The 21,013-nt window shown below is 41.9% G+C and carries 16 protein-coding genes and 2 pseudogenes; 3 read left to right on the top strand and 15 right to left on the bottom strand.

What is annotated here, in order from left to right; all coding sequences use genetic code 11:
• Positions 1-119 precede the first annotated feature (119 nt).
• From BXY41_RS04935 to BXY41_RS04920, 4 genes are all read right to left on the bottom strand, one after another.
• On the bottom strand, positions 120-962 hold the full coding sequence (locus tag BXY41_RS04935) for a carbohydrate ABC transporter permease (protein WP_104435298.1): 843 nt from the start codon (positions 960-962) through the stop codon (positions 120-122).
• Between the two features lies 1 nt (position 963).
• A complete protein-coding gene (locus BXY41_RS04930; RefSeq protein ID WP_104435295.1) occupies positions 964-1,848 on the bottom strand; it encodes a carbohydrate ABC transporter permease in 885 nt (294 codons plus the stop codon).
• Between the two features lie 71 nt (positions 1,849-1,919).
• Positions 1,920-3,287, bottom strand: coding sequence for an ABC transporter substrate-binding protein (locus BXY41_RS04925; RefSeq protein WP_104435292.1), 1,368 nt, complete (start codon positions 3,285-3,287; stop codon positions 1,920-1,922).
• 376 nt (positions 3,288-3,663) lie between these two features.
• Positions 3,664-4,704 (bottom strand): LacI family DNA-binding transcriptional regulator, encoded by a 1,041-nt coding sequence (locus tag BXY41_RS04920; RefSeq protein WP_104435289.1) that lies wholly within the window; start codon positions 4,702-4,704, stop codon positions 3,664-3,666.
• A gap of 189 nt (positions 4,705-4,893) precedes the next feature.
• Between BXY41_RS04920 and BXY41_RS04915 the strand changes: the two genes are divergently transcribed.
• Positions 4,894-5,550 carry a DUF6709 family protein gene (locus tag BXY41_RS04915; protein WP_104435287.1) on the top strand — a complete coding sequence of 219 codons (657 nt, stop codon included), beginning with the start codon at positions 4,894-4,896 and terminating at the stop codon, positions 5,548-5,550.
• A gap of 187 nt (positions 5,551-5,737) precedes the next feature.
• Here the strand turns inward: BXY41_RS04915 and BXY41_RS04910 are convergent, their stop codons facing one another.
• Positions 5,738-6,181 (bottom strand): LytTR family DNA-binding domain-containing protein, encoded by a 444-nt coding sequence (locus BXY41_RS04910; protein ID WP_104435285.1) that lies wholly within the window; start codon positions 6,179-6,181, stop codon positions 5,738-5,740.
• A 161-nt stretch (positions 6,182-6,342) separates the two neighbouring features.
• Here BXY41_RS04910 and BXY41_RS04905 point away from each other — a divergent pair, with 161 nt between their 5' ends.
• Positions 6,343-6,549 (top strand): hypothetical protein, encoded by a 207-nt coding sequence (locus BXY41_RS04905; RefSeq protein ID WP_104435283.1) that lies wholly within the window; start codon positions 6,343-6,345, stop codon positions 6,547-6,549.
• A gap of 54 nt (positions 6,550-6,603) precedes the next feature.
• Here the strand turns inward: BXY41_RS04905 and BXY41_RS04900 are convergent, their stop codons facing one another.
• The 5 genes and pseudogenes from BXY41_RS04900 to BXY41_RS04885 form a co-directional block, all read right to left on the bottom strand.
• Positions 6,604-7,650: a TRAP transporter substrate-binding protein gene (locus tag BXY41_RS04900; protein WP_242980040.1), complete on the bottom strand. Its 1,047-nt coding sequence runs from the start codon at positions 7,648-7,650 to the stop codon at positions 6,604-6,606.
• Positions 7,651-7,785: 135 nt separating this feature from the next.
• Positions 7,786-8,451 (bottom strand): annotated as a pseudogene (locus BXY41_RS27420) (response regulator transcription factor); the annotation flags it as partial.
• Positions 8,452-8,637: 186 nt separating this feature from the next.
• Positions 8,638-9,585 (bottom strand): annotated as a pseudogene (locus BXY41_RS27415) (PDC sensor domain-containing protein); the annotation flags it as partial.
• Positions 9,586-9,998: 413 nt separating this feature from the next.
• On the bottom strand, positions 9,999-10,334 hold the full coding sequence (locus tag BXY41_RS04890; RefSeq protein WP_278321413.1) for a branched-chain amino acid transporter permease: 336 nt from the start codon (positions 10,332-10,334) through the stop codon (positions 9,999-10,001).
• On the bottom strand, positions 10,331-11,041 hold the full coding sequence (locus BXY41_RS04885) for an AzlC family ABC transporter permease (protein ID WP_104435278.1): 711 nt from the start codon (positions 11,039-11,041) through the stop codon (positions 10,331-10,333). The genes BXY41_RS04890 and BXY41_RS04885 overlap by 4 nt, the downstream gene beginning before the upstream one ends.
• Positions 11,042-11,137: 96 nt before the next feature.
• Here BXY41_RS04885 and BXY41_RS04880 point away from each other — a divergent pair, with 96 nt between their 5' ends.
• Positions 11,138-12,052: a radical SAM protein gene (locus tag BXY41_RS04880; protein ID WP_104435276.1), complete on the top strand. Its 915-nt coding sequence runs from the start codon at positions 11,138-11,140 to the stop codon at positions 12,050-12,052.
• Positions 12,053-12,650: 598 nt separating this feature from the next.
• On the opposite strand, the gene BXY41_RS04875 is transcribed toward BXY41_RS04880, so the two are convergent.
• The 5 genes from BXY41_RS04875 to BXY41_RS04855 all read right to left on the bottom strand — a co-directional run bounded on the left by BXY41_RS04875 (position 12,651) and on the right by BXY41_RS04855 (position 21,007).
• Positions 12,651-14,810, bottom strand: a complete 2,160-nt coding sequence (locus BXY41_RS04875) for a methyl-accepting chemotaxis protein (RefSeq protein WP_170072219.1) — start codon at positions 14,808-14,810, stop codon at positions 12,651-12,653.
• 132 nt (positions 14,811-14,942) lie between these two features.
• Entirely contained in the window at positions 14,943-17,099 is a 2,157-nt protein-coding gene (gnpA, locus tag BXY41_RS04870; RefSeq protein WP_104435272.1) for a 1,3-beta-galactosyl-N-acetylhexosamine phosphorylase, read from the bottom strand.
• Positions 17,096-18,304 carry a rhamnogalacturonan acetylesterase gene (locus BXY41_RS04865; RefSeq protein WP_170072217.1) on the bottom strand — a complete coding sequence of 403 codons (1,209 nt, stop codon included), beginning with the start codon at positions 18,302-18,304 and terminating at the stop codon, positions 17,096-17,098. Before BXY41_RS04865 ends, gnpA begins: the two co-directional genes overlap by 4 nt.
• A gap of 82 nt (positions 18,305-18,386) precedes the next feature.
• Positions 18,387-20,060 carry an extracellular solute-binding protein gene (locus BXY41_RS04860; protein ID WP_104435267.1) on the bottom strand — a complete coding sequence of 558 codons (1,674 nt, stop codon included), beginning with the start codon at positions 20,058-20,060 and terminating at the stop codon, positions 18,387-18,389.
• Between the two features lie 32 nt (positions 20,061-20,092).
• Positions 20,093-21,007, bottom strand: a complete 915-nt coding sequence (locus BXY41_RS04855; protein ID WP_104435266.1) for a carbohydrate ABC transporter permease — start codon at positions 21,005-21,007, stop codon at positions 20,093-20,095.
• Between the last annotated feature and the right edge of the window lie 6 nt (positions 21,008-21,013).

Below are 21,013 nucleotides of genomic sequence, written 5' to 3'. Positions count from 1 at the left end.
AATCCCCTGAACATCTCTGTCCTGAGGATTTGAATTTTATAACTTGAAAGCTTTCACCCTGTCTAAATTTCACTAAGCTCAAAATGAATCGCACCTGGCATATCTGCCATAATATATCGTCAGCCTTTTACTGCACCTGCCATCATTCCTTCGATAAAGTACTTTTGAAATGCAACAAAAAGCAGAAAAATAGGAATGACAGAAAAAACGGAACCCACGATCAAAAGACTGTAATTATCTCCATAAGGATTAATCAGTGTGTTTAACCCTAACGTCAACGGATATTTATCCGAAGACCGGATTACCAGCAGAGGCCATAGATAATTGTTCCATGCATTCATTCCATTTAAGATTGCCATAGCAGAAAACGCCGGTTTCATAAGCGGAACAATAAGACGGTAAAAGATTCCATACTCCGTAGCACCGTCAATTCTCCCAGCTTCCATTAATGACCTTGGAATGCTGAGCAGATACTGCCGGAAAAAAAAGATGGTTGATGCATGGGCCAGGAACGGCAGAACGATAGCTGTATAGCTGTCCATCAGCTTCCATGAGGAAATCTGTTTATACAGGGGCAGCATAACAACTTCCAGAGGAATGGATAAAATAAGGAGCACCAGGATAAACAGAAACTTTTTTCCCTTGAAATCGTAGGCGGCAAAACCATATCCCACAAAAGAGCTGATCAGTAAAGTACCAAGTACTGTGATCACAGTCAGAGTAATACTGTTGAAAAACCATCTCCAGTATTCATGCTGCCCTGAAAACAGAAGAATATAATTATCCAGATTCATTCTGGAAACATTTAAATCCAGATTCAGGCCATATTGGAGAAGATCGCCTCCCGGTTTAAAGCTGGCAATAAAAAGGACCCAGATGGGAAGAAAAATCCCCACAGCAAGAAGGGTAAAGATCAAATAAAAGACAACGGTTACCCCACTTTTTTTCATGCTTCTGCTCATATCAGTCCCTCCCCTCTTCAAACGTTCCAGTCACCTTCAGCTGAATTAAGTTCACAATCATAACGACTAGAAGTAAAATAAGACCGACTGCACATGCATAACCCAAAGCCCGTTTCTCCACTCCCTGTCTGTATAAATATCCCACGATTGTAAGCCCGATGTTATTGGGAGAATTGTTTCCTTTAAACAGCATGTTGCTCTCTAAGAACATGGAAAGGCCGGCATAGATGCTGATGGTCAGCACATAAACGGTGGTGGGCTTTACAAGAGGTACTGAGATTTTAATAAACTGCTGCCAGCCGGACGCACCGTCTATGGAAGCTGCTTCATATAAATCCGTTGGTATGCTCTGTAAGCCTGCCAGAAAATATAAAATATTTACGCCGGTCCATCTCCAGCAAGCCAGGAGAAGAAGAGCAAAAAAGCTTGTGCCTGCCCCTTTTAACCATTTAACCGGACTTACTCCCAGCATTCCCAGAACCTGATTAAACAGAGAGGTCGCAGATTCTCCAAACATCAGCCGGAATATGGTACCTGCAACTACAACAGAGGTAAGAGCCGGTATAAAATACACAGACTTAAAAAACTCCGTCTTTTTAATCCACCTGCTGTTTAACATGGTTGCAAACAGCATGGGAAATGGGATCAGTAAAATCAAGGTTCCGGTCATGTATTTAAAACTGTTCCATAAAGCTTTTATAAATATTTTATCCGTTAAAAGTCTGGAATAATTATCAAACCCCACCCATTTATTTTTCAATACATCCTGAAAACTTAAAAGTACCCCGTTGCAGACAGGAACGATCCAGAACAACAGCACGGTTATCACAAAAGGGCAGATGAATACATAAGGAGCTATTTTTTTCGAATAGAAGAATTTCTTCATTTTGTCCTCCTTCCAGTAATGATTTCTACACAGCAGCCGCAGGGGTATCACTCCCTGCGGCGTTCCTGATCTTATTTTTTAAATTCATTTTTTAAGGTTTCCTGGGAAGAATCAAGGACTTCTTTTACATCTTTCCCATCCTCAAAAATACTGTTTAAGGTTACAGTACACAATTCATTATTGATCGAAGGATACTTCTCATCGGTATATGCTCTTAAAAGTCCGATGCTGTCCTTTGTTTTTAAAAGCGTATCAAAGGGGTAATTGGTAAAATACTGAATGAACTGGTTATCGGGATTCTGGGTTAGAGACTTATCCGTCCATACTGCCGTATTAACAGGATCAAATCCAAGCACATTCCATACTTCACGGTTGGAATCTTCGGAAAGCTTGATATAAGCCATGACTTCTGCAGCCAGCTTTGCATTCTTGCCTGATTTTACAATTGCGGTTCCTGTACCGCCTCCGCCGATGGTTGCTACCTCTTTATCATTCTCATTCCAGACAGGCACGGTTGAGATGGCAACCTGCTTTTTTAAGTCTTTCATGTAGTTTACAAATCTGGATGTCTGCCAGAACGGCATGATCTGCACGGCATACTCTCCCGTATTGTAGGAAGGATAAGCCTCTTCATTATCCGGCTGTCCTCCCGGAACAGTTGCAAAGGCTCCAGTTTCCTGCATTCCTTTTATGTATTCCAATACTTCTGTCAGTTCCTTGCTGTTTAAGTTTAGATTCCCTTTCTCATCAACGTAATCTCCGCCTTTTTGAGCCAGCATCAGGTTCACCATCCAGGATGCCGAGGTCTCCACACAGGAGAAATACTTTCCGGTGGCTTCGTGATATTTCACTCCCGCCTCTTTAAACTGATCCCAGGTTTTGATATCCTGATAATTAATTCCTGCGTCTTTCAACAGCTTTTCATTGTAAAATGCCACCGTAGTACCTACATGGGTGGGAAGACCATATTCCTTTCCATCTTTGGAATAGATTCCAAGACGGGATTTCACAATATTATCGCGGTAAGGATCAATTACATCATTCAGTTCCATTAAACCGATATTGCCAACCATGAAGGCCGGAAACTTGCCAAGCTCAATGTCCACAACATCAGGTGCCCCTTCTCCTGATTCCAATGCAAGAGACAGCTTATTATGCATGTCATCGTAAGGCATATTGCTTAACACCAGCTTCACCTTTTTATCAGGATGTGCCTCATTCCACTTTTCAGCCATGTTAACATAAAAGTCCTGATGCAATTCAATAAATGTCCACACATTTATGGTAGTAACATCGCTGCCTGCTACCTCCATTGACTTCTTTCCGGCAGAGGCCCCTTTGCTTCCTGCTTCACCCGAACTGCCTTTAGTACTGCAGCCTGCTGCCAGTATCACCGCCATGGCCGCACATGCAAGAGCCCCCAATACTCTTTTTTTCATGAATGAATCCTCCTTTTTAATTCTTTCTTATCAACACAGATTCTGCCATCTGCATGATTCTAAAAAGCTCCCCCCAGGGAGGTACCTGCCGGCTTATTAAACGTTTCATATAATTTTTCACTAATCCGGCTTTTATTGTGTTTATCTCTGCTCACGATGCCTGTTTTTCACTAAAATTCATATATATGATTGCATACTAACACATGAAAAGGGTAATGTAAAGTATTTTTGCATAATTTTAAACTGAATTTAAATCGTTTAACTATGTAATTTTATATAATTTTTTGTTTAATTTTGTCGAATTATCTTTTCAAGGCAAAAAAAGAACGTCTGTCTGTGTTAACAACAGATAAACGTTCGAATAAATACTTAAATTCTATTTGATATTCTTCACTGATTTCCGTATCAGAAGCATGCATTCCACTGCGCATACATTTTCCTCTGTATGTTCCAGCTCTCCTCCGTTTAGCAGCTCTATCATCCACTCGCTGGCCTTATATCCAATATCATGGAGCGGCAGACTGACCGTTGTCAGAGGCGGATGGTAGTATCCTGAAAGTTCTCTGTCATCATATCCGGCAACGGAGATTTCATTGCCTATGGTCTGTTTTAATTCCTCCACTCTGTCGTAAACCCCGCCTGCCATCAGATCATTCATTGCAAATATGGCAGAAACTCCTTTTTCAAGAAGTTCGGCGGCACAGCGGTATCCGGACTCTCTTGTCCAGTCCCCCTCTGCCACAAGACCTGGATCATATAGAATTTTATTCTGAAATAAAACCTGCTGATATCCCACCAGCCTGGCCTGTGCATGAAGACTGTCCGGCTTTCCGGTTATAACCCCTACCTTTTTGTGTCCCTGATCCAGCAGATAGGTTACAATCGCAGCGGCTCCACTGACATCATCTACCACGACAGAAGGGATTTTCCTGCTTTTGGAATACCCGTATGCCATAACAGCGGGAATGGGCAGGTTATCCGGTATGCAGTGAATCACACGCTCATGAGCAGCCACGTAGATAATTCCCTCTACCTGTTTTTCCATCAGCTTTTTAATTTCCTGCCTGACCAGTTCATAATAATCGTCTTTGTTATAGTAAGTATCATTATATTTTTTAAACAGTCTTAGATTGGTTAACAGAATCTGGTATTCCTGCTTCTGACAATAATCCGTGATTCCGTCAATAATATCCGGTATGCTGAATATAGTCATATCTTCCGCAATTACACCGATGCTTCTGGTTTTCTGCATCTTTAAATTTTTTGCCACAATATTGGGCGTATAATTCAGCCGCTCTGCCATTTCCAAAACCAGCTTCCTGGTTTTATCACTGGCACCAGGTTTATTATTTAAAATATTGGAAACTGTAGCCACTGATACGCCGCAGCATTTTGCCAGCTCTTTAATTGTCGCCATTATTTCCTCCAGAGATCTTTTTATTTATTAACTCAGATTTTTTATAAATTGTCAATATAGAAATATTAAACGTTTCATAAAAACGACCATTTGTTTTTTCGGTTTCATATATTTATATTTCTTGACATTTATTATCACTTTTGTTACCATGACATTGTATAAACTTATGGAGAAGGAGTTTATGGATCAATGAATAAAATCTTGCAGTCTATTAACGGCAGTATTTTAATATTATTTACAGCAGGCATGATTCTCATCCTGCTCTCTTTCTCTGGCTTTATTACATCATTTCTCCCTCCTGTCACCTTTGAAGATCTTCTTGATGGAAGAGAAATCAAAATCGGGAGTCATGTTGAGGGGAATGTGGTTTATGCACTGGATTATTTCGCCTCCGATACCACTTATGAAAAAAACAGCGAAGGTATCATCGTTCCAAAGAAGAACTCTGGAAACTATTATATCATTCCTTTTTACGGCGGTTATCTGGGTCTTAAAACAGATCATAATCAGAATTTATCTTTTGACAGACTGACTGATGAAACTTATGCATTCTTAAAAGGCGGTCAAAAGCCCCGGATGGAAATATTTATTGACGGTGAGATCATCCCTATGAAACAGAAACTGATTCCATATTTTCATAGTTATTTATCAGATGCGGGATATAGTGAGGAGGAGATAAATGCAATGGGATCCCCTTTCTTAATCCAGCCCAGGGCTTTTATCATAAACCGGATTTTGTTCGCGGCCGGAACTGTGTTTCTTTTCCTGTCATTCCTGATTTTCAGAAGGATCTACAGGCGGTTCTGCATTTTAGAAGAATTTTCAAAAGATATGCCAGTCACATAAGGCAAAGAAAAACAGACAGCGAAATCGGCTGAACTTTCGCTGTCTGCAATTGGATTACGTATAACAGAATCGAATTAGATAGGAACTGCCGATCTTGGAAGTATTTGCATTGCATTAACAATAACACCCGACTATGCTCCTGACAATGGGGTGTGCACTTTTTGTCATTATTATGGCGTTTTCTGTTTTAAATCAATCTATCATTTAATTTTAAAAAAGCTCTGTAATTCTTTCCAAATTCTTTTCTTCTGCTATGGCTGATATACAAAACATCTCCATTGGCCATTTCGATCTCATCTCCTTTTACAGTCTTAATATGCTGCATATTGACAATATTATGGCGGCTGATACGGGTAAACCAGTCTTTGGGAAATTTTCCTTCCTCTTCATTCAGCCTTGCCTTAATCCGCATTCTTTCATTTTTTATCACAATGCTTGTCTTCCGATAATAGGATTCCAGATATAAGATCTCCTTCATGTTGAAAATATATGGTTTTCCATTAAAAAAAGCAGCATATTTTAAAAGCTTATTGGAATTTTCCTGCATTTCGGGATATAATAAAATCATATTATACTCCGTTCCTTCGACAATCATTTTAAGCCTTTGGTCAATTAATAAGGCAATTTTCATAAATTATCCCCCTGTAAATCTATTTACGGACAAATCGCCCTTATTCAATAACGTTTGGTCAATATTATAACGCCAAAGGGGACTTTACGAAACCATGAATATTTACAGTAGATTTTCTCACACTAAAAAGGGATAACAATCACACGGAAAGGAGACTTGATATGAAATCAGATAAAAATAAAGACTCTGCCGGGAAGGCGGACCGGGTCACTGCAAAAAACAACTATGACATTGATATTCAGGCCTGTTCCACCACAGATTTAACCGGACTGATACCGGCAGAACCGGCCTCAGACGAAGAACGGGAAGCATACCAGGATCTCTACCCCTATCTTCCCAAAGCAAAGGTGAAAGATAAAAAGCAGTGATTCCCAAAAGAGAAACCCAGCCGGATATCCAAAAGACATCCGGCTGGGTCATTCTTATTTTCCAGTATCTATAATTGCATCTACAATATCCATATAATCACTGCAGTACTTCTCATACATGGGCTTTACTGCATCCTGAAATTTCTGCTTCTCGCCCGGCGACAGTTCTATAATCTGGCACCCTGCCTGACGGACCTTTTCCTCCGATTTTCTTTCACGTTCCGACCACAGCATTCTTTCATACTCCGCTGACTCCAATGCACACTCTTTAATTGTTTCCTGATCCGCCATGGAAAGTTTGTCCCAGGTAGGCTGTGAACAAAGCTGAAGTTCTGGTACGCGGTTATGTTCATCAATGGTGTAAAACTTTGCCACTTCATAATGACTGGTGGATTCATAGGAGGGCCAGTTGTTTTCTGCACCATTAATTGCTCCTGTCTGCAGGGCGGAATAAACTTCCGCGTAAGACATCGGTGCAGGACTTGCTCCCAGTGCTTCTACCATCCCAATCATCATCTCTGATTCCTGAACACGAATTTTTAGCCCTTTCATATCTTCCAGCCTCCTGATGGGACGGACGGAATTATAAAAATTTCTGGCACCGGCATCATACCAGGATAAAGGCACCAGATTGGAACCTTCAAAGGAATTCATGAAATCCTTTCCAATGGCTCCGTCAAGCACCTGCCACATGTGGTCTGCATCCCGGTAAAGATAGGGAAGCTGCAGTACGTTCAGCTTTGGAACAAACTCTGCCAATGGAGACAAGGACATTCTCATAAAATCAATGCCACCAAACTGCAGCTGCTCACATACTGACTTTTCATCTCCCAATACCCCGCCTGCCTGGACATTGATTAAAATTCTTCCATTGGTTTTCTGGCTGATCAGTTCTGCAAATTTATATGCTCCCTGGGTTGTGGGATAATCTTCCGCCTGGTTTTCTGCATAGGTAAATACATATTCAGGGGTAGCCGCTTCTGTCGGACCCTGATTCTTGTCCGGATCCCCCTTCGCAACTGTCTGTTCTGATCCTATGCAGCCAGAAAGAACTACTGCCATGACAACACCCATCAATACACCTGGTAGTCCCCTTCTCATAAACCCCCGTCCTTCCTTAACGCTGTCTTAATAGTTTTCTGCCCCTTCTTAACATCCTATTAACATATTTTATTATATCTGGCAGCTTTTCGCAAGGAAACGGTTAAATTTTTATATATTCAACAATATTCGCCTCTATTTTCTGTTGAATATGCTTATACGGTATTCTGTTGGACTGATACCGGTAACCCTCTTAAATACCTTTGCAAAGTAATTGGAATCATTATATCCTACAGCTTCTCCGATCTCCTTTACATTGACCATCGGCTCTGTCAAAAGTTTTTTTGCAGCTTCCACTCTGCATTCCGTAAGATATGTAGTAAAATTTTTATCAAAGCATTGTTTAAACAATTTACAAAAATATGCTTCTGAATAATTCATCACCCTCGCCACATCCTGCATGGATAAGTCCCTGACATAGTTTTCCTCCATGTATTGCCGTATCGCCTCTGCTACTTTATGAAGCCTTATCTGCCCGTCACCTGCGCTCAATTCAGCAGAAGGCCTGAATACAGGTTCCATTATTGTCTGAACTTCCGCCCCCTTCTCTTCCAGCAGAGCTTTGTCAGCCAGACGCATGGCTTCATCCAGCACACCAATCAGTTCCTCTCCCTTGCAGGGCTTTAATAAATAGTCAAGAACCCGGATTCCGATAGCCTTTTTGGCATAAGAAAAATCATCAAAAGCGGTCAGAAAAATAATACTGCACTGACTTTTGCGCCGCCGCATCTCTTGTGCCGCCTCAATGCCGTTGATCCCGGGCATTTCAATATCCAGCACCGCAATCTGAATGTCATGCTCATCAAATGTTTCCATGGTTTTAGAAAGCATATCTTCCGCCTTCATAATGGCATCCTGTATCACAACATAATCACCATTGAAGTTCATGTCCTGGGAACGGCGGAAATCACCGGAAGCGATCTTGTCCATAGATGCCGCAATGGTATTGTTATATACTCTGACACTGGTAACATAATTGCCGATTTCCTCAGCAAGCTGCCCAATCTCGTCTTTCCGTTTTATAACCGGCACTTCGCTGGTTAAATCTCCATTGGATAACAGCTTCATTCTGTCTGCAATTGCAGATATCGGACTTGCAATGGAACCTGCAAACCAGAAAGCCATGAAACAGCCTGCAATAATAGATACAAGCAGGAGAATTGACATACCTGCCACTACCGCATAAATTGAGGTTGTTGTTTCATGAATCGGTGCCACAACTCCAAGTGACCAGCCATCACTGCCGCTTATGGGGCTGTAGTAGCAGAATCTGCTTACACCCATATACTCGTATTTTCCGATTCCGGTGCCGCCAGATGTGATCTTCTGAAACATCTTTCCAATAGAGGCGTAAGAAGAATCACTCTTTGCCTTTTCAATCATGTTGCTTCGTTCCTGAACAAGATCCGCATTGTTGCCGCCGATTAAAGTTCCGGTACTGTCTAAAAGAAATGCATTTCCTGTTTTACCAATTTTAAAGTCTTTAATCAGATTACTTAACACACTTCCGTCATAGGTACCTACAAGAATTCCAAAATCATAAGGAGTAGCCACCCGGATTACAAGCGCATTGTTGCTGTCGTATTCCGTAGTTGAAATTGTGGTCTGTCCGTTTAATGCTTTTGTTATGTAATCCATACCTGCGAAGCTGTCACCGATGTGCTCCCCGCTGGCACTGCGTGTTACTACGCCTTCTTTACTGATTACTTCCAGATCTTTATAACCATAAAGGGTACACTGGTTACTTAAGTACTCTGTAACCACTCTGGAGTTAATTGACTTTAAGCTTCCTCCCTGAGCACTGGCTTCAATGCTGACCTTCATCTGGTCTAAATTCTGAACGATCAGATTATTTACCAGCTTTCCTGTTGCTTCCAGATCACTCTTTACAACATCTGTTATACCACCAAAACTTACCGAAATACTGACAATCATGTTGGTCACGGAAAGACCAAGAATAATTGCAATAATAAACATCAGCATCTTCATCTTCAATGATTTCACAGATAATTTTGCCTTGATTGATGCTCCGCCATTCTTTTTCTTACCCAACCCCATTCCTTTTGCCTTTTGGGTCTTCCGATTCCACTTCTTATCCCCCGGTGTTTTCATAGTCTTATGCTCCTTGTCTCATCTTTGGTAAATGTGAACCATGACATTTCATAAATGGTTTTTTTCATTATACGATATTTTGTAACTATTTGTCAACGTATCCATAAATTGACAATGGGATTTTATTGATCTTTTAATAGACAAGCGTCTATTATCTAAATAAAAAAAGATATCTTACTCCATTTTTCACAAAGAAAAGGAATCAGATATCTTTTTTTAGCCTCCATGCTCCCCGGTTATTTAAAAAAAGTTTGAATCAGTACCATATAAAGAGCCGTGCCACCGCCAATACTTAAAAGAGAATTTCCCTTCCATATATGCAGTACAGCTATGACTGCGATGGAAAGTACCTCAGGAATGCCATAGGGATGGGCCGTAAAAGAAACTCCTCTTAAGCAGTAAACCACTAATAAACCTATGGTAGCATAGGGAAGTGTATTGCCCAGGTAAATCACATATTTTGGTGTTTTCTTTCCTGCGGGGAAAAAGAGAAAAGGCAGAAACCTGGTGAGCACCGTAGCCAGAATCATAGCCAGCGTAATTAGTGCATAACTGATTAAATAATGTTTCAATTTCGTTCCTCCTTATCTTTCCTCTTCCAATAACCAATGGTAATAACGGAAATAATCACCACCATGGCAGGTACAATAAAAACATCCTTGCCAAAAAGCATAACGCACAAAACAGAAGAAATAACTCCGATACATGCCGGTCCATGATCCTTACAGGATTTCCATTGATCGATAAAAATCACCGTGAACAGAGCAGTCAGGGCAAAATCCATACCAGCAGTGTCGAACCGGATCATGGTACCTGCTATGGCTCCTGCAAGCGTTCCAAAAACCCAGTACAGCTGGTCCAATGCCGCAATAAAAAAATAAACCCAGTGTCTGGAAAGATGGTCTGGCACCTGTTCACTGCAAAGAACTGAAAAAGTCTCATCTGTCATGGAAAATATGAGATAGGGCCTGAACCTGCCGGCATCTTTTAACTGATCTACCATTGACAGCCCGTAAAATAAATGTCTGGCATTCAACATCACAGACATGAATAACGCATACCAGGGATTCACCATTGCCGTAAAAAATGTAATACCAAGATACTGCAGACTCCCGGCATATACAAATACGCTCCATAAGAGTGCCCAGAAAATGCCAAAGCCATTTACTCTCATTAATATTCCAAAGGCTGCGCCTAATACCACATACCCTGCCATAACGGGCAGTGTTTTGGGGAAGGCATATTTCAATGCTTCCATTTTTTTGTACTGATTCTCCATAATGTATTTCCTGTCGTTTTTGATTGCCTTTTTCCGGCATATTTTTTATTATATTAAAGTACCATTAATAATTTGTCAACAACAGGAGCCTATCATATGAACTTTGACTATATGTATGATTCATGCAGTCTGTGTCCCAGAAACTGCAACGTTAACCGCCGGCAAAGCACTGGATACTGCGGCTGCACAGATACTGTCATGGCAGCCCGGGCTGCCCTCCATCACTGGGAAGAACCCTGTATCAGCGGAAGCAGGGGAAGCGGAACCGTCTTTTTTTCGGGCTGCACACTGCGCTGCTGCTTTTGTCAGAATTACTCCATCAGCCAGGAACATTTTGGAAGAGAACTGACAGTAGAACAGCTTTCCAGGATATTTTTAAGGCTTCAGGATGAGGGTGCCCACAACATCAATCTGGTAACTGCCACACAGTACCTTCCGTCCGTGTTGAAAGCCCTGGATCTTGTTAAATCAAAGCTTTCCATTCCGGTAGTCTACAACTGCGGGGGATATGAATCAGTAGAAGTGATTAAAGCACTGGATGGATATGTGGATATATGGCTTCCTGATTTAAAATATCAAAGCAGCTCCCTCTCTGCCCGTTATAGCAATGCAGCCGATTATTTTGAGAAAGCTTCAAAAGCCATTAAACAGATGATCAGCCAGACCGGGGCTCCCAGGTTTGACCCATCCGGTGAACTGATGGAAAAGGGTGTAATCATACGCCACATGGTTCTTCCGGGAGCGAAAGATGATTCTATGGCTCTGCTTACCTGGATAAAGGAGGAATTGGAAAAAGGAATGTATTATATCAGCCTGTTAAGCCAGTACACTCCGTTCTACAAAAGTGTTCAGTACCCGGAAATTAACCGCAGAATCACCTCTTATGAATACAATAAGGTCCTTAACAAAGCCATTGAGCTGGATCTGGTACAGGGATTTATGCAGGAAAAAAGCAGTGCAAAGGAAGAATATACACCGCCATTTGATTTAGAAGGGATTATAATCGATTAAACAGATAGAAAGGGATACCGATTATTTATTTTATCATCGATATCCCTTTCTATATTATCTCGTCCATTGGAATCAATACCTCTTTTCCATCTCATGTTTACTTACAATTTATGTATGTGTTAAACATGCTCTATATAAATTTTTTACGCTCTCCGTTGCTACAACCAGTTTCTTAATGAATCCATCTTTTGTTTTACTACGAATCATGCAGCACTTCATTCAATTGATTCGTCTCCACTGATCTTTCACATCGGTAGATTGTGGGGGGTTTTTTGTTTCATTCTTTCGAATGAAACGGATCTGCTCTTTCTGGTGGACTGTACCTCCTTTCATTAGATTTTCTCTTCTTTGTAACTTTGGTTTCCCTTTGTTATGTCATAATTATAACCTGTATTTCGTTATTTGTCAATATACTTTTATTTATTTTATGATTTAATTGTTAATTTTTATATTGTGTATAATTATTTAGATTATATATACAATATTTTATATAAAAGCAGAATATATTTTTGGTTAGATTAATACAATAATTGCTGTTTTCTGTCGAAAAAAAGGAAAACGCAGAGTTAAATGTTAATTATCCCTCTGCGTTTTCCCCTTATTCGGTTCTTAACCGGAATCGTTCCACCAATTCGCGCAATAACTGAGCCTGTCTGGAAAGTTCCTGGCTGGAAACGGCACTTTCCTCTGCTGTGGCTGAATTGTTGCGGACTGCTAAAGATATCTGGTCCAGTTCTTTTGTTATCTCTTCTACTGCTCTGGCTTCTTTCCCCGCGTCTGCAGAAATGGAATCCACTGCTTCCACTGCCATAGCCGAATCCTCTAGCACCTTCATCAGAGAGTTGGCAGTTTCATTCAAAAGACTGTTTCCATTCTCCACAGCCGATATGGAACTCTGTATCAGGTCTGTTGTATTCTTTGCCGCCTCTGAGCTTTTGGCAGCTAAGTTCCTCACTTCACCTGCAACCACTGCAAAGCCTTTGCCAAATTCTCCGGCTCTGGCAGCTTCGATGGCTGCATTCAGTGCAAGAATATTGGTCTGGAAAGCAATGTCTTCAATTACCTTAATTATTTTTTCAATTTCTCCGGAAGAAACACGTATTTCATCCATGGCTTTTGATAAGTTCTGCATGGACATATCACAGTTTACCACTTCGGTACCGGTCTGCTGAACCTGCATGGAAACGTCTCCAGCTTTCTCCGCCAGCTTCTTGATATTTCCAGATACATGATTTACGGATTCTGACAGCAGCTCAATGGTTTTTTCCTGGGCATCTGCTCCATCTGCCAAAACCTTGGACCCCTCTGCTACCTGACCCGAACTTGCAGCAACCTGGCCGGCTGACTGATTCACTTCATACATAACCGCATTTAAGTTTAATGTAATTTTTTTTACTGCTTCTTCCAGTTTGAAGAAATCTCCGGACAGCCCCATGTCCACATCCAGATCCAGATGATTGTCCGAAATCTCATGAAGAGCCAGGGAAATCCGGTCGATAATAATTTTTAAATTCGACGACATCCGCTCAAAGGACTTTGCGGTCTGACCGATCTCATCTCTTGATTCCACTCCGGAAAATCCGCTTAAATCTCCCTCTGCGATCTGTTCCGCTGCTGCAGATAATTTATGTAAGGGCCTTAACTGTTTCTTAATAACTGCGGTGATCATAAACAAAATTATGATCATGGCTGCCACAGATATGACTGTCATCAGGGTAGCCATACGCTCCGCTTCCCGATTCATATCGCCGGCATTTACCGCTGTTATGGAATACCAGATGGAACCGTTTAACTGGATAGGCTCAAAAAAATAATATACTTGTCCCTTACGATCCCCATCAATTACATGAAACGCTTCTCCTGATGAAACTCCTGCTTTTATCCCTTCCTTACAGGACTGGGTGCTGACAAAATCAGATACATTGGTTCCGGCAAGTCCTTTTCCCGTGCTTTCAGATATGATGGTTCCGGCTTCGTTCAGAATAAAGGTAAACATACTGGGATAGGAAGCGGCTGTTTTTACCTGGCTGAACCGATCCAGTCCCACATCGACAGAAACCACGCAAAGCATCCTGTCATTGACACTGACCGGCACTGCCATGGTAATAATCATCTCACCATTAGACTCATAAGGCTCTGTAATGACCCGTTCTCCCGTCTCCAGCACTTTCTGATAATAGTCTTTTGATGAGTAATCTTCATAATTACCACAGCTTGTAACAGTTCCATCCTGGCTGGAATAGATCCCGTAGCTTCTGGCAGCCGAACTCAACCCGTACTGCTCAAACATAATGCTGATTCCTTTAATATCCTCAGAATACATCACAGAAGACCGAATGGTTGAAATCATGTAATCTTCAATTCTCATACCATTGGTATCCAGTGTTACCTTGTCAGATATCCGGCTTTTATAAAACGGTTCCGCCGTATTCCCTGCCTTGATTCTAAGACTCAGCATCAGCCTTCTGTTTTCCGATGAATTTTCCAGATAATAGGTGATCCGGTTTGACACCTGATTGGCGGTATCAAAGATCTGCTGGATATCTTTCCCGTTTTCTGATGCCAGGGTTTTTAGTTCCCCAAATGCTGACTGCTGCATCGCACGCTTTGTCATTCGGGAGGTAAACCCGATTAACATACCAAATACCACCACCAGCATGATTCCAGCCATAAATGCAATTCTTGTTGAAAGATGTGTAAATCTACCTCCGTTTCCTAACCGTATTTTTTTCCCCTTTCCTAATCGTTTCCACATCATTGCGTAATCCCCCTTCCGCAGCATGTCTGTATGTCAACCAGATTATACCATATTTATACAATAATTGTAATGTTTTTTTGTTATTTTTCATAACAATTGACCAATTATTTTTGAACTTTTGTTCCAATTGGATCACATTACTTTTATTATGGTTTCATAAGGAGCGAGTACAGTTTTTACTACGGAATACTCTGTTTTAACAGATGCAGTCTGGGGAACCTCACTGTTATTGACTATTACAAGTGTCCGGCAATCCGGATACCAGGCACATTCGGTCTCTGGATTATCCGTCAGATAGTTCTGATCCAGATTCCTGTTTCTGCTGTAAAGAATGAGATTTAACAGCATTCTTGTATTGATATTGTTAAAAGAAAAGCTGCTTAAATAGATTCCGGCTCCTGTTCCAAATGGATGATACGTAATGGACGGGACATTGTTTTCCTCTGCCAGGACAGAGGTTTCCTGATCCGTTAAGTACAAGCCTTTTTTTCCATTTATCCTGGCTCCCTCTGGAATCAGTCCGGGAATTGTTTCTATCTTATATTCCATGCGCCCATGGCATACTCTGGCACCTGTATCCTGATCAATTCCAAGTACCTGTGACATACGGAAAAAAGTCTGATATCCGTCTGCAGCAGAGGGTTCATTCACTCCCAGAAATATACCTCCATTATGGACAAACCGGGCTGTTTCATCTACAATCTCATCCTCTTTCCAGGCATCCCCTCCACTCCAGGCAGTCCCGTACGCCCCTGCATTAATAAGAACATCCACATTATTTAATGCTCCGTTTTTAATGTCTTCAAAGCTAATAAACTCCACCTGCAGTGGAAGACCGGATAAAGCTTCGTTTATGTGAATGAGATCATGCATATAGGTTTCGTGAAAATGTCCGGATAAAGTCCACGACCTTAATTTCCCCCAGGCGTGGACTACAGCTATTTTTATGGGAAGTGTATACACCTCTCCTGCTTCATGCAGTCCCTTAAAGGTACGGAATTCATCGGCTATTTTCTCTATGCAGCTGCAAAAATCCGGAAAATCGGCAGTGAGATGAAGATATCCGCCAAGGCCGATCCGGTCAATCTTCTGGCGCAGGAGTGCACGTCTGACTCTGTTCCAGTATTCAAGGGCATCCTTTGTAGGATCGCCTCCTGGCGCAAATGTAGGCGTTCCGTTTAGCCCCACAGGAAACAGATAGGGGTGAAGCCTCAGCTCGTGGGTTTTAACCGGTACGCCCGCACAAAGTCTTGCCTCATAGCCGGAAAATACACATTTGATAAGCCCGTCAAAGCCAAACTCTTTAAACCTGCTGTGATAGGGCTCCAGACCGATCCAGCTGTCATCGTAAAAGACGCAGGCCTGCTTTCCATAGCTGTGGACCAGCTCTACCAGCTGTTTTCCGTAATCCACCACAAAACGGTTAATAAATTCCATATAATCAAGCTGACGTCTTCCCGGCGGCATATGGGTTACGTGGAATTTTCCCTGATTAATAAAATCCTCGGAAACCAGACCATAACCGTATTCCTCTTCAAATTCTCTCAGTGCTGCCGGGCTTACCGTGAAATCATAGGAACCCCAGTCACTGAACAGATTTCGTTTTCTTTCACTGCTTCCCCACATCCAGACAAAGTTGTAAAAGAGAGAGGTAAAACGCACCACGGTTGTGGCCGGATGCTCCTCACACCATGTTTTAAGCCAGTTGTACAAATAGCTTCTTGTTTCCACGTGTCTTGGGTCCAGAGGCATCAGGTGTTCTTTCTCCCAGTGATTGGTTACATGATTATACATGGAGATCTCTTCCCATATCCGATACGCCATAAAATTCACGGTGTATTGATGAAAAGGCACAATATCCCTGATTGTTACTGACTGGGTCAGGGGATCATAGCTCCAGGAATCCCTGTTTAACTCCATGTTAGACGTTCGGTCATATACCTGCCAGTACTTTATGGATTCAGGGCTTTCATTGATACGAAACTGTTCCTTATAAAAATCTTTCAACAAAGAAATCTCCAGGGTTTCACCGGTCGCTGATCTTGGCTCTGTAATTAAAAAAGTCTGCTGAAGCTGCTCGGGATGAGCGTTTGCCCATTGGTTGTGATCCCGAATCAGGCAGATTGTGGAATAAATTCCATATCCTGCGTTAATCAGCTCATCAGAAAGTACCGTCCCATCACTGTCACGTATCATATCTGCGCCCCAGCGTTTTGCAAGCTCCAGGGTTAATTCTTCATAGCCCGATTCTCCGGGAAGGGTAAAACTTCCTCTTTCTGTCTCACTCATAAATGTTCTCCTTTATTTATTGATAACCGGACAGCTCCCTTTGGAGGCTCCCATACTGGAATCTCCTTATCGTCCGATGATATCACACCTGCTTTGATCAATCCTTTCCATACAAAGCCAGCCATTTTCCACGCACCGTAATCATTGGTATGAGTATAATCCGAGGGATAAAACCATCGTCCAGACCGGTAAAGACCATGTTCTTTTATAAATTCCATACTCATTTCATGGAGGTCCACTACAGGTACTGCCATATTTTTTGAAAGCTGCATAACTTCTTCCCCATATTCTTTTAAGCGGTCGTCGTAAATTTCTCCATTTTTCAGCCAGCTGTTTCTGGCAATGGGTGTGATGAGTACCGGAACGGCTTCCTTTTTCCGGATTTCTCCCATATACCGGATCAGGTTATTGCGGTAGCCTCCTGCTGCGTCCAGATGTTCAAGTTTCTGGTCATTATGGCCGAACTGAAACAGGCAGATATCTCCTTTGATGATATACTCCATCAGAATCTTATAATGCCCCTCTGTCCGGAAGCTTTCTGTAGTAAGACCGGAGTGGGCATGATTGGAAACCGCATATGTGCCGTTTAGAAATGCAGGAAACATCTGCCCCCATCCCCCATAACTCTCTGCGGGATTGTAAGGATAATCGGCAGTCTGATCGGTCACAGTAGAATCTCCCGCCAGATACATCGTCCTCCCCTTCCATTTTTTTATGTCCAGCTTTTTCAAACGGACTGACCGGCTGATTACAGTCACTTTTACAGCCCCATCCCGAAACCGTTCTGTTTCTCCTCTTGGTATAAAATCCGTAATGGTTACCGGAAAGGATTGGCTCCACTCTTCCCGAGCTTTTAAGCTGCCCCGCCAGACCAGCTGCCTTCTGCCCACAAACAAGAGTACCTCTTTTTCTTCTTCCCTGGCGTAAAGGGTGATCGTCATGAGATAATTTCCCTGCTGCTTTACATCTGCCTGGAACGATAATGGGTAACATGCTGCTTTGGAATCAACATAGCAGCCATTCTGATCCTGTTTTACTTCAATCTTCTTTAGAACCTCTGGTCCAGGAATAAATCCAGTATTAAGCTCGGGCCGTCTGCAGGAATAAGAGAAGCCAAACCCTTCGCCGGATTCATAATACCGGGATGGTTCTACTTGAATTCCAGTTTTTCTGTCCTCTGTCTGATAAAAAACATATTGTGTCATAATAACTCCTTTTACCCGTACATGATTGATCGCCCGCTTTTTAAGAAAGGGCTGCTGCCAGATCCGCAACAGCCCCATGTTCTTATTGAGCGATATAATCACCGGAATCAATCAGCTTCTGTTTTTCATCCAGAATTTCCTGATATCCGTTGTCTAAATATTCTTTACAATACGCTTCATACTTTGCATCCAGTTCCTCTGGTTTGCAAGTAATCATGTCTACATAAAATTCCTGCCACATGGCAGTTAAGTCTGCCGCATACTCACCTGTTGAAGCAACGCTCTTGGTGAAAATCGGACTGATCAGCCCATACTGTTCCACTTCTTTGGCATAATCATAGGATTGTTTCACCAGGTCTTCATATCCAGCCGGAGCTAACATCCTGATATTGGCTTTCAGATTTTTTGCCTCATCGCCGTAGTCAGCCATCTCAGTAACCAGACACCAGTAATCCTTGTTGTTATTGTTGGACAGCTTGGATTCACCCTTGAAATCCTTGACAGGTACTGCAATTTTATCGGAATCCAAAGTATAATTAGCGCCCTCCACACCGTTTTGCAAATAGAAAAGATTTTCAGGCTGGGACATCCAGTTTAAAAACATCCAGACTGCTGCTCTTTGCTTTTCATCTGTTTTAGAGTTAATTCCCATTACCATTCCGTATGGGGGATATTTATAATAATACGGATGGCTGTCTTTGGGTGAAATGGCTGTAGGATTTAAAACGGAAACTTCTGCCCCCGGATCGTTTGCCTTTAAACTGCTTATCACATCTGTGTTTGAAGAAATATAGAAGGAATAGGTTCCTACATTTCCAGCGACAAAGTCGGCTTTCCAAGCGGCATCATCTGCATTTAGGTAAAACTCAGGATCAAGGATTCCATCATTAAATTCCTGATTCATGGTTTTTAAGTAAGCTTTCGTCGCACTCCAGATAAGAGGTGCAACATTCAGATCCAGATAAAGATTCAGTTCTTTTTTATCCGGTGAAGAGCTGATAAATGGATACTCGTAGGTATAGCTCTTATTTACGATCTGGGCTCCCAGCTTGCCAAGCCCGGCTTCCTTCCACGCTTTGGCTGCCTCTTGAAGTTCCTCTCTTGTGGCAGGCTTCTGTTTTCCTACTTTATCCAGCCAGTCCTGCCGGATAAGTGTCACCCAGTTATAATAAATTGGATTTCTCTGTGCAAAGAAGAATGTGTTTTTCCCATCCAGCTTTCCGTATTGACTGATTATTTTTTCTGCATTCTTATAGTAGTCGGGTGCATAATATTTTATTTCATCAAGGTCCAGTTCCTGCATGGCGCCCTCGGAATTGTAGTTTACCGCCTGGGGCATGTCGTAATGGAAAATAATATCAGGGGCATTGCCGGCAGCGATCATCTGCATATAATCTGCAATCTCTTTCTGCCTGTTGATTGCCACATACTGGACTGTCACATTGTATTTATCGCCAAACTCTTTTTGAATCCACTTGGTGTAATAATTATTTGCGGGATCCCAGCCTTCGAAACCTCTGTCATACACAGGGATCTTAATGGTTACTTTTTCTGGAAAGCCCTTGGAATAATCTGTGTAACTTTTTCCCTCTGCTTTTGCCTCAGTTTCCACCGTCTGACTGGTTTCTTCTTTCTTCGTCTCCTGGGTAGTGACGGACGCCTCCTTTTTGGCACTGCATCCGGACATCACCCCAGCTGTCATTGCAAAAATAGTCCCCCACGCCGCTGCCCTTTTTAAACTCATCCTTTTCCTCATGAATATCCTCCTTTTCTTTCTTACCATTATCATCAGCCTTTTACTGCACCTATCATGGTTCCCTGTACAAAATATTTTTGTATAAAGGGATAGATACAGATAATGGGCAATGTTGCAAAAATAATGCAGGAAGCCTTTAATACCTCCGGATTGGTGATCTGACCTGCCGTTAGTCCTCCCTCTGCTTTAAAGGATTCACTGGCAGCAACCACCAGATAGTAAAGTTTTAACTGCAGCGGGCGTAAATCCACCCTTTGCTTGATATAGAATAATGCATCAGAATAAGCATTCCACCGCCCTACCGCGTAAAACAAAGAAATTGTGGCTATAATGGGTTTGGAAAGCGGCACCACAATATAGCTTAAAATTTTAAAATGGCTGGCACCATCTATTAAGGCTGACTCGATCAGGCTGTCTGGTATGGAGGCCTTAAAGTTATTTTTCATAATCAGGAAATTATAGGCTGCAAATGACAAAGGTAAAATCATGCACCACCAGGTATCCAGCATATGCAGGTCGTTCATCAGTAAATAATCCGGTATGGTTCCGGCTGTAAAATACATGGTGAACATAATTAAAAATGTCATGATTTTTCTGCCCTTTAGCTGTACCCGGCTTAAGGCGTAGGCAGCGCTTATGGTAAGAAATGTCCCGATTGCAGTGAAAGAAACCGTTACGATTACTGAGACATATAAAGATCTTACAATCGATGAATCCTGTAAAACTTTTCTGTAAGCATCAAAGTTGATTCCTTTTGGCACCAGAAAGATCTTATTTGCAATTACATATGCTTCTCTGCTGACGGACTTGGCAAATATATGGATGAACGGAAGCAGACATGTCATTGAAATTGCAATGAGAAGGATATGAAAAAATACATCAACTGCAAAATCCTTTTTTCTGGTCCTGGTCCATGCCCAGGGCTTTTTATATTGATTTTGATCCATCTTTTC

It is taken from the genome of Lacrimispora xylanisolvens (genome assembly GCF_002934545.1).
Lineage (GTDB): Bacteria > Bacillota > Clostridia > Lachnospirales > Lachnospiraceae > Lacrimispora > Lacrimispora xylanisolvens.
The sequence above is the reverse complement of the archived record's forward strand: the minus strand, read 5'-3'. Positions and strand labels throughout refer to the sequence as shown.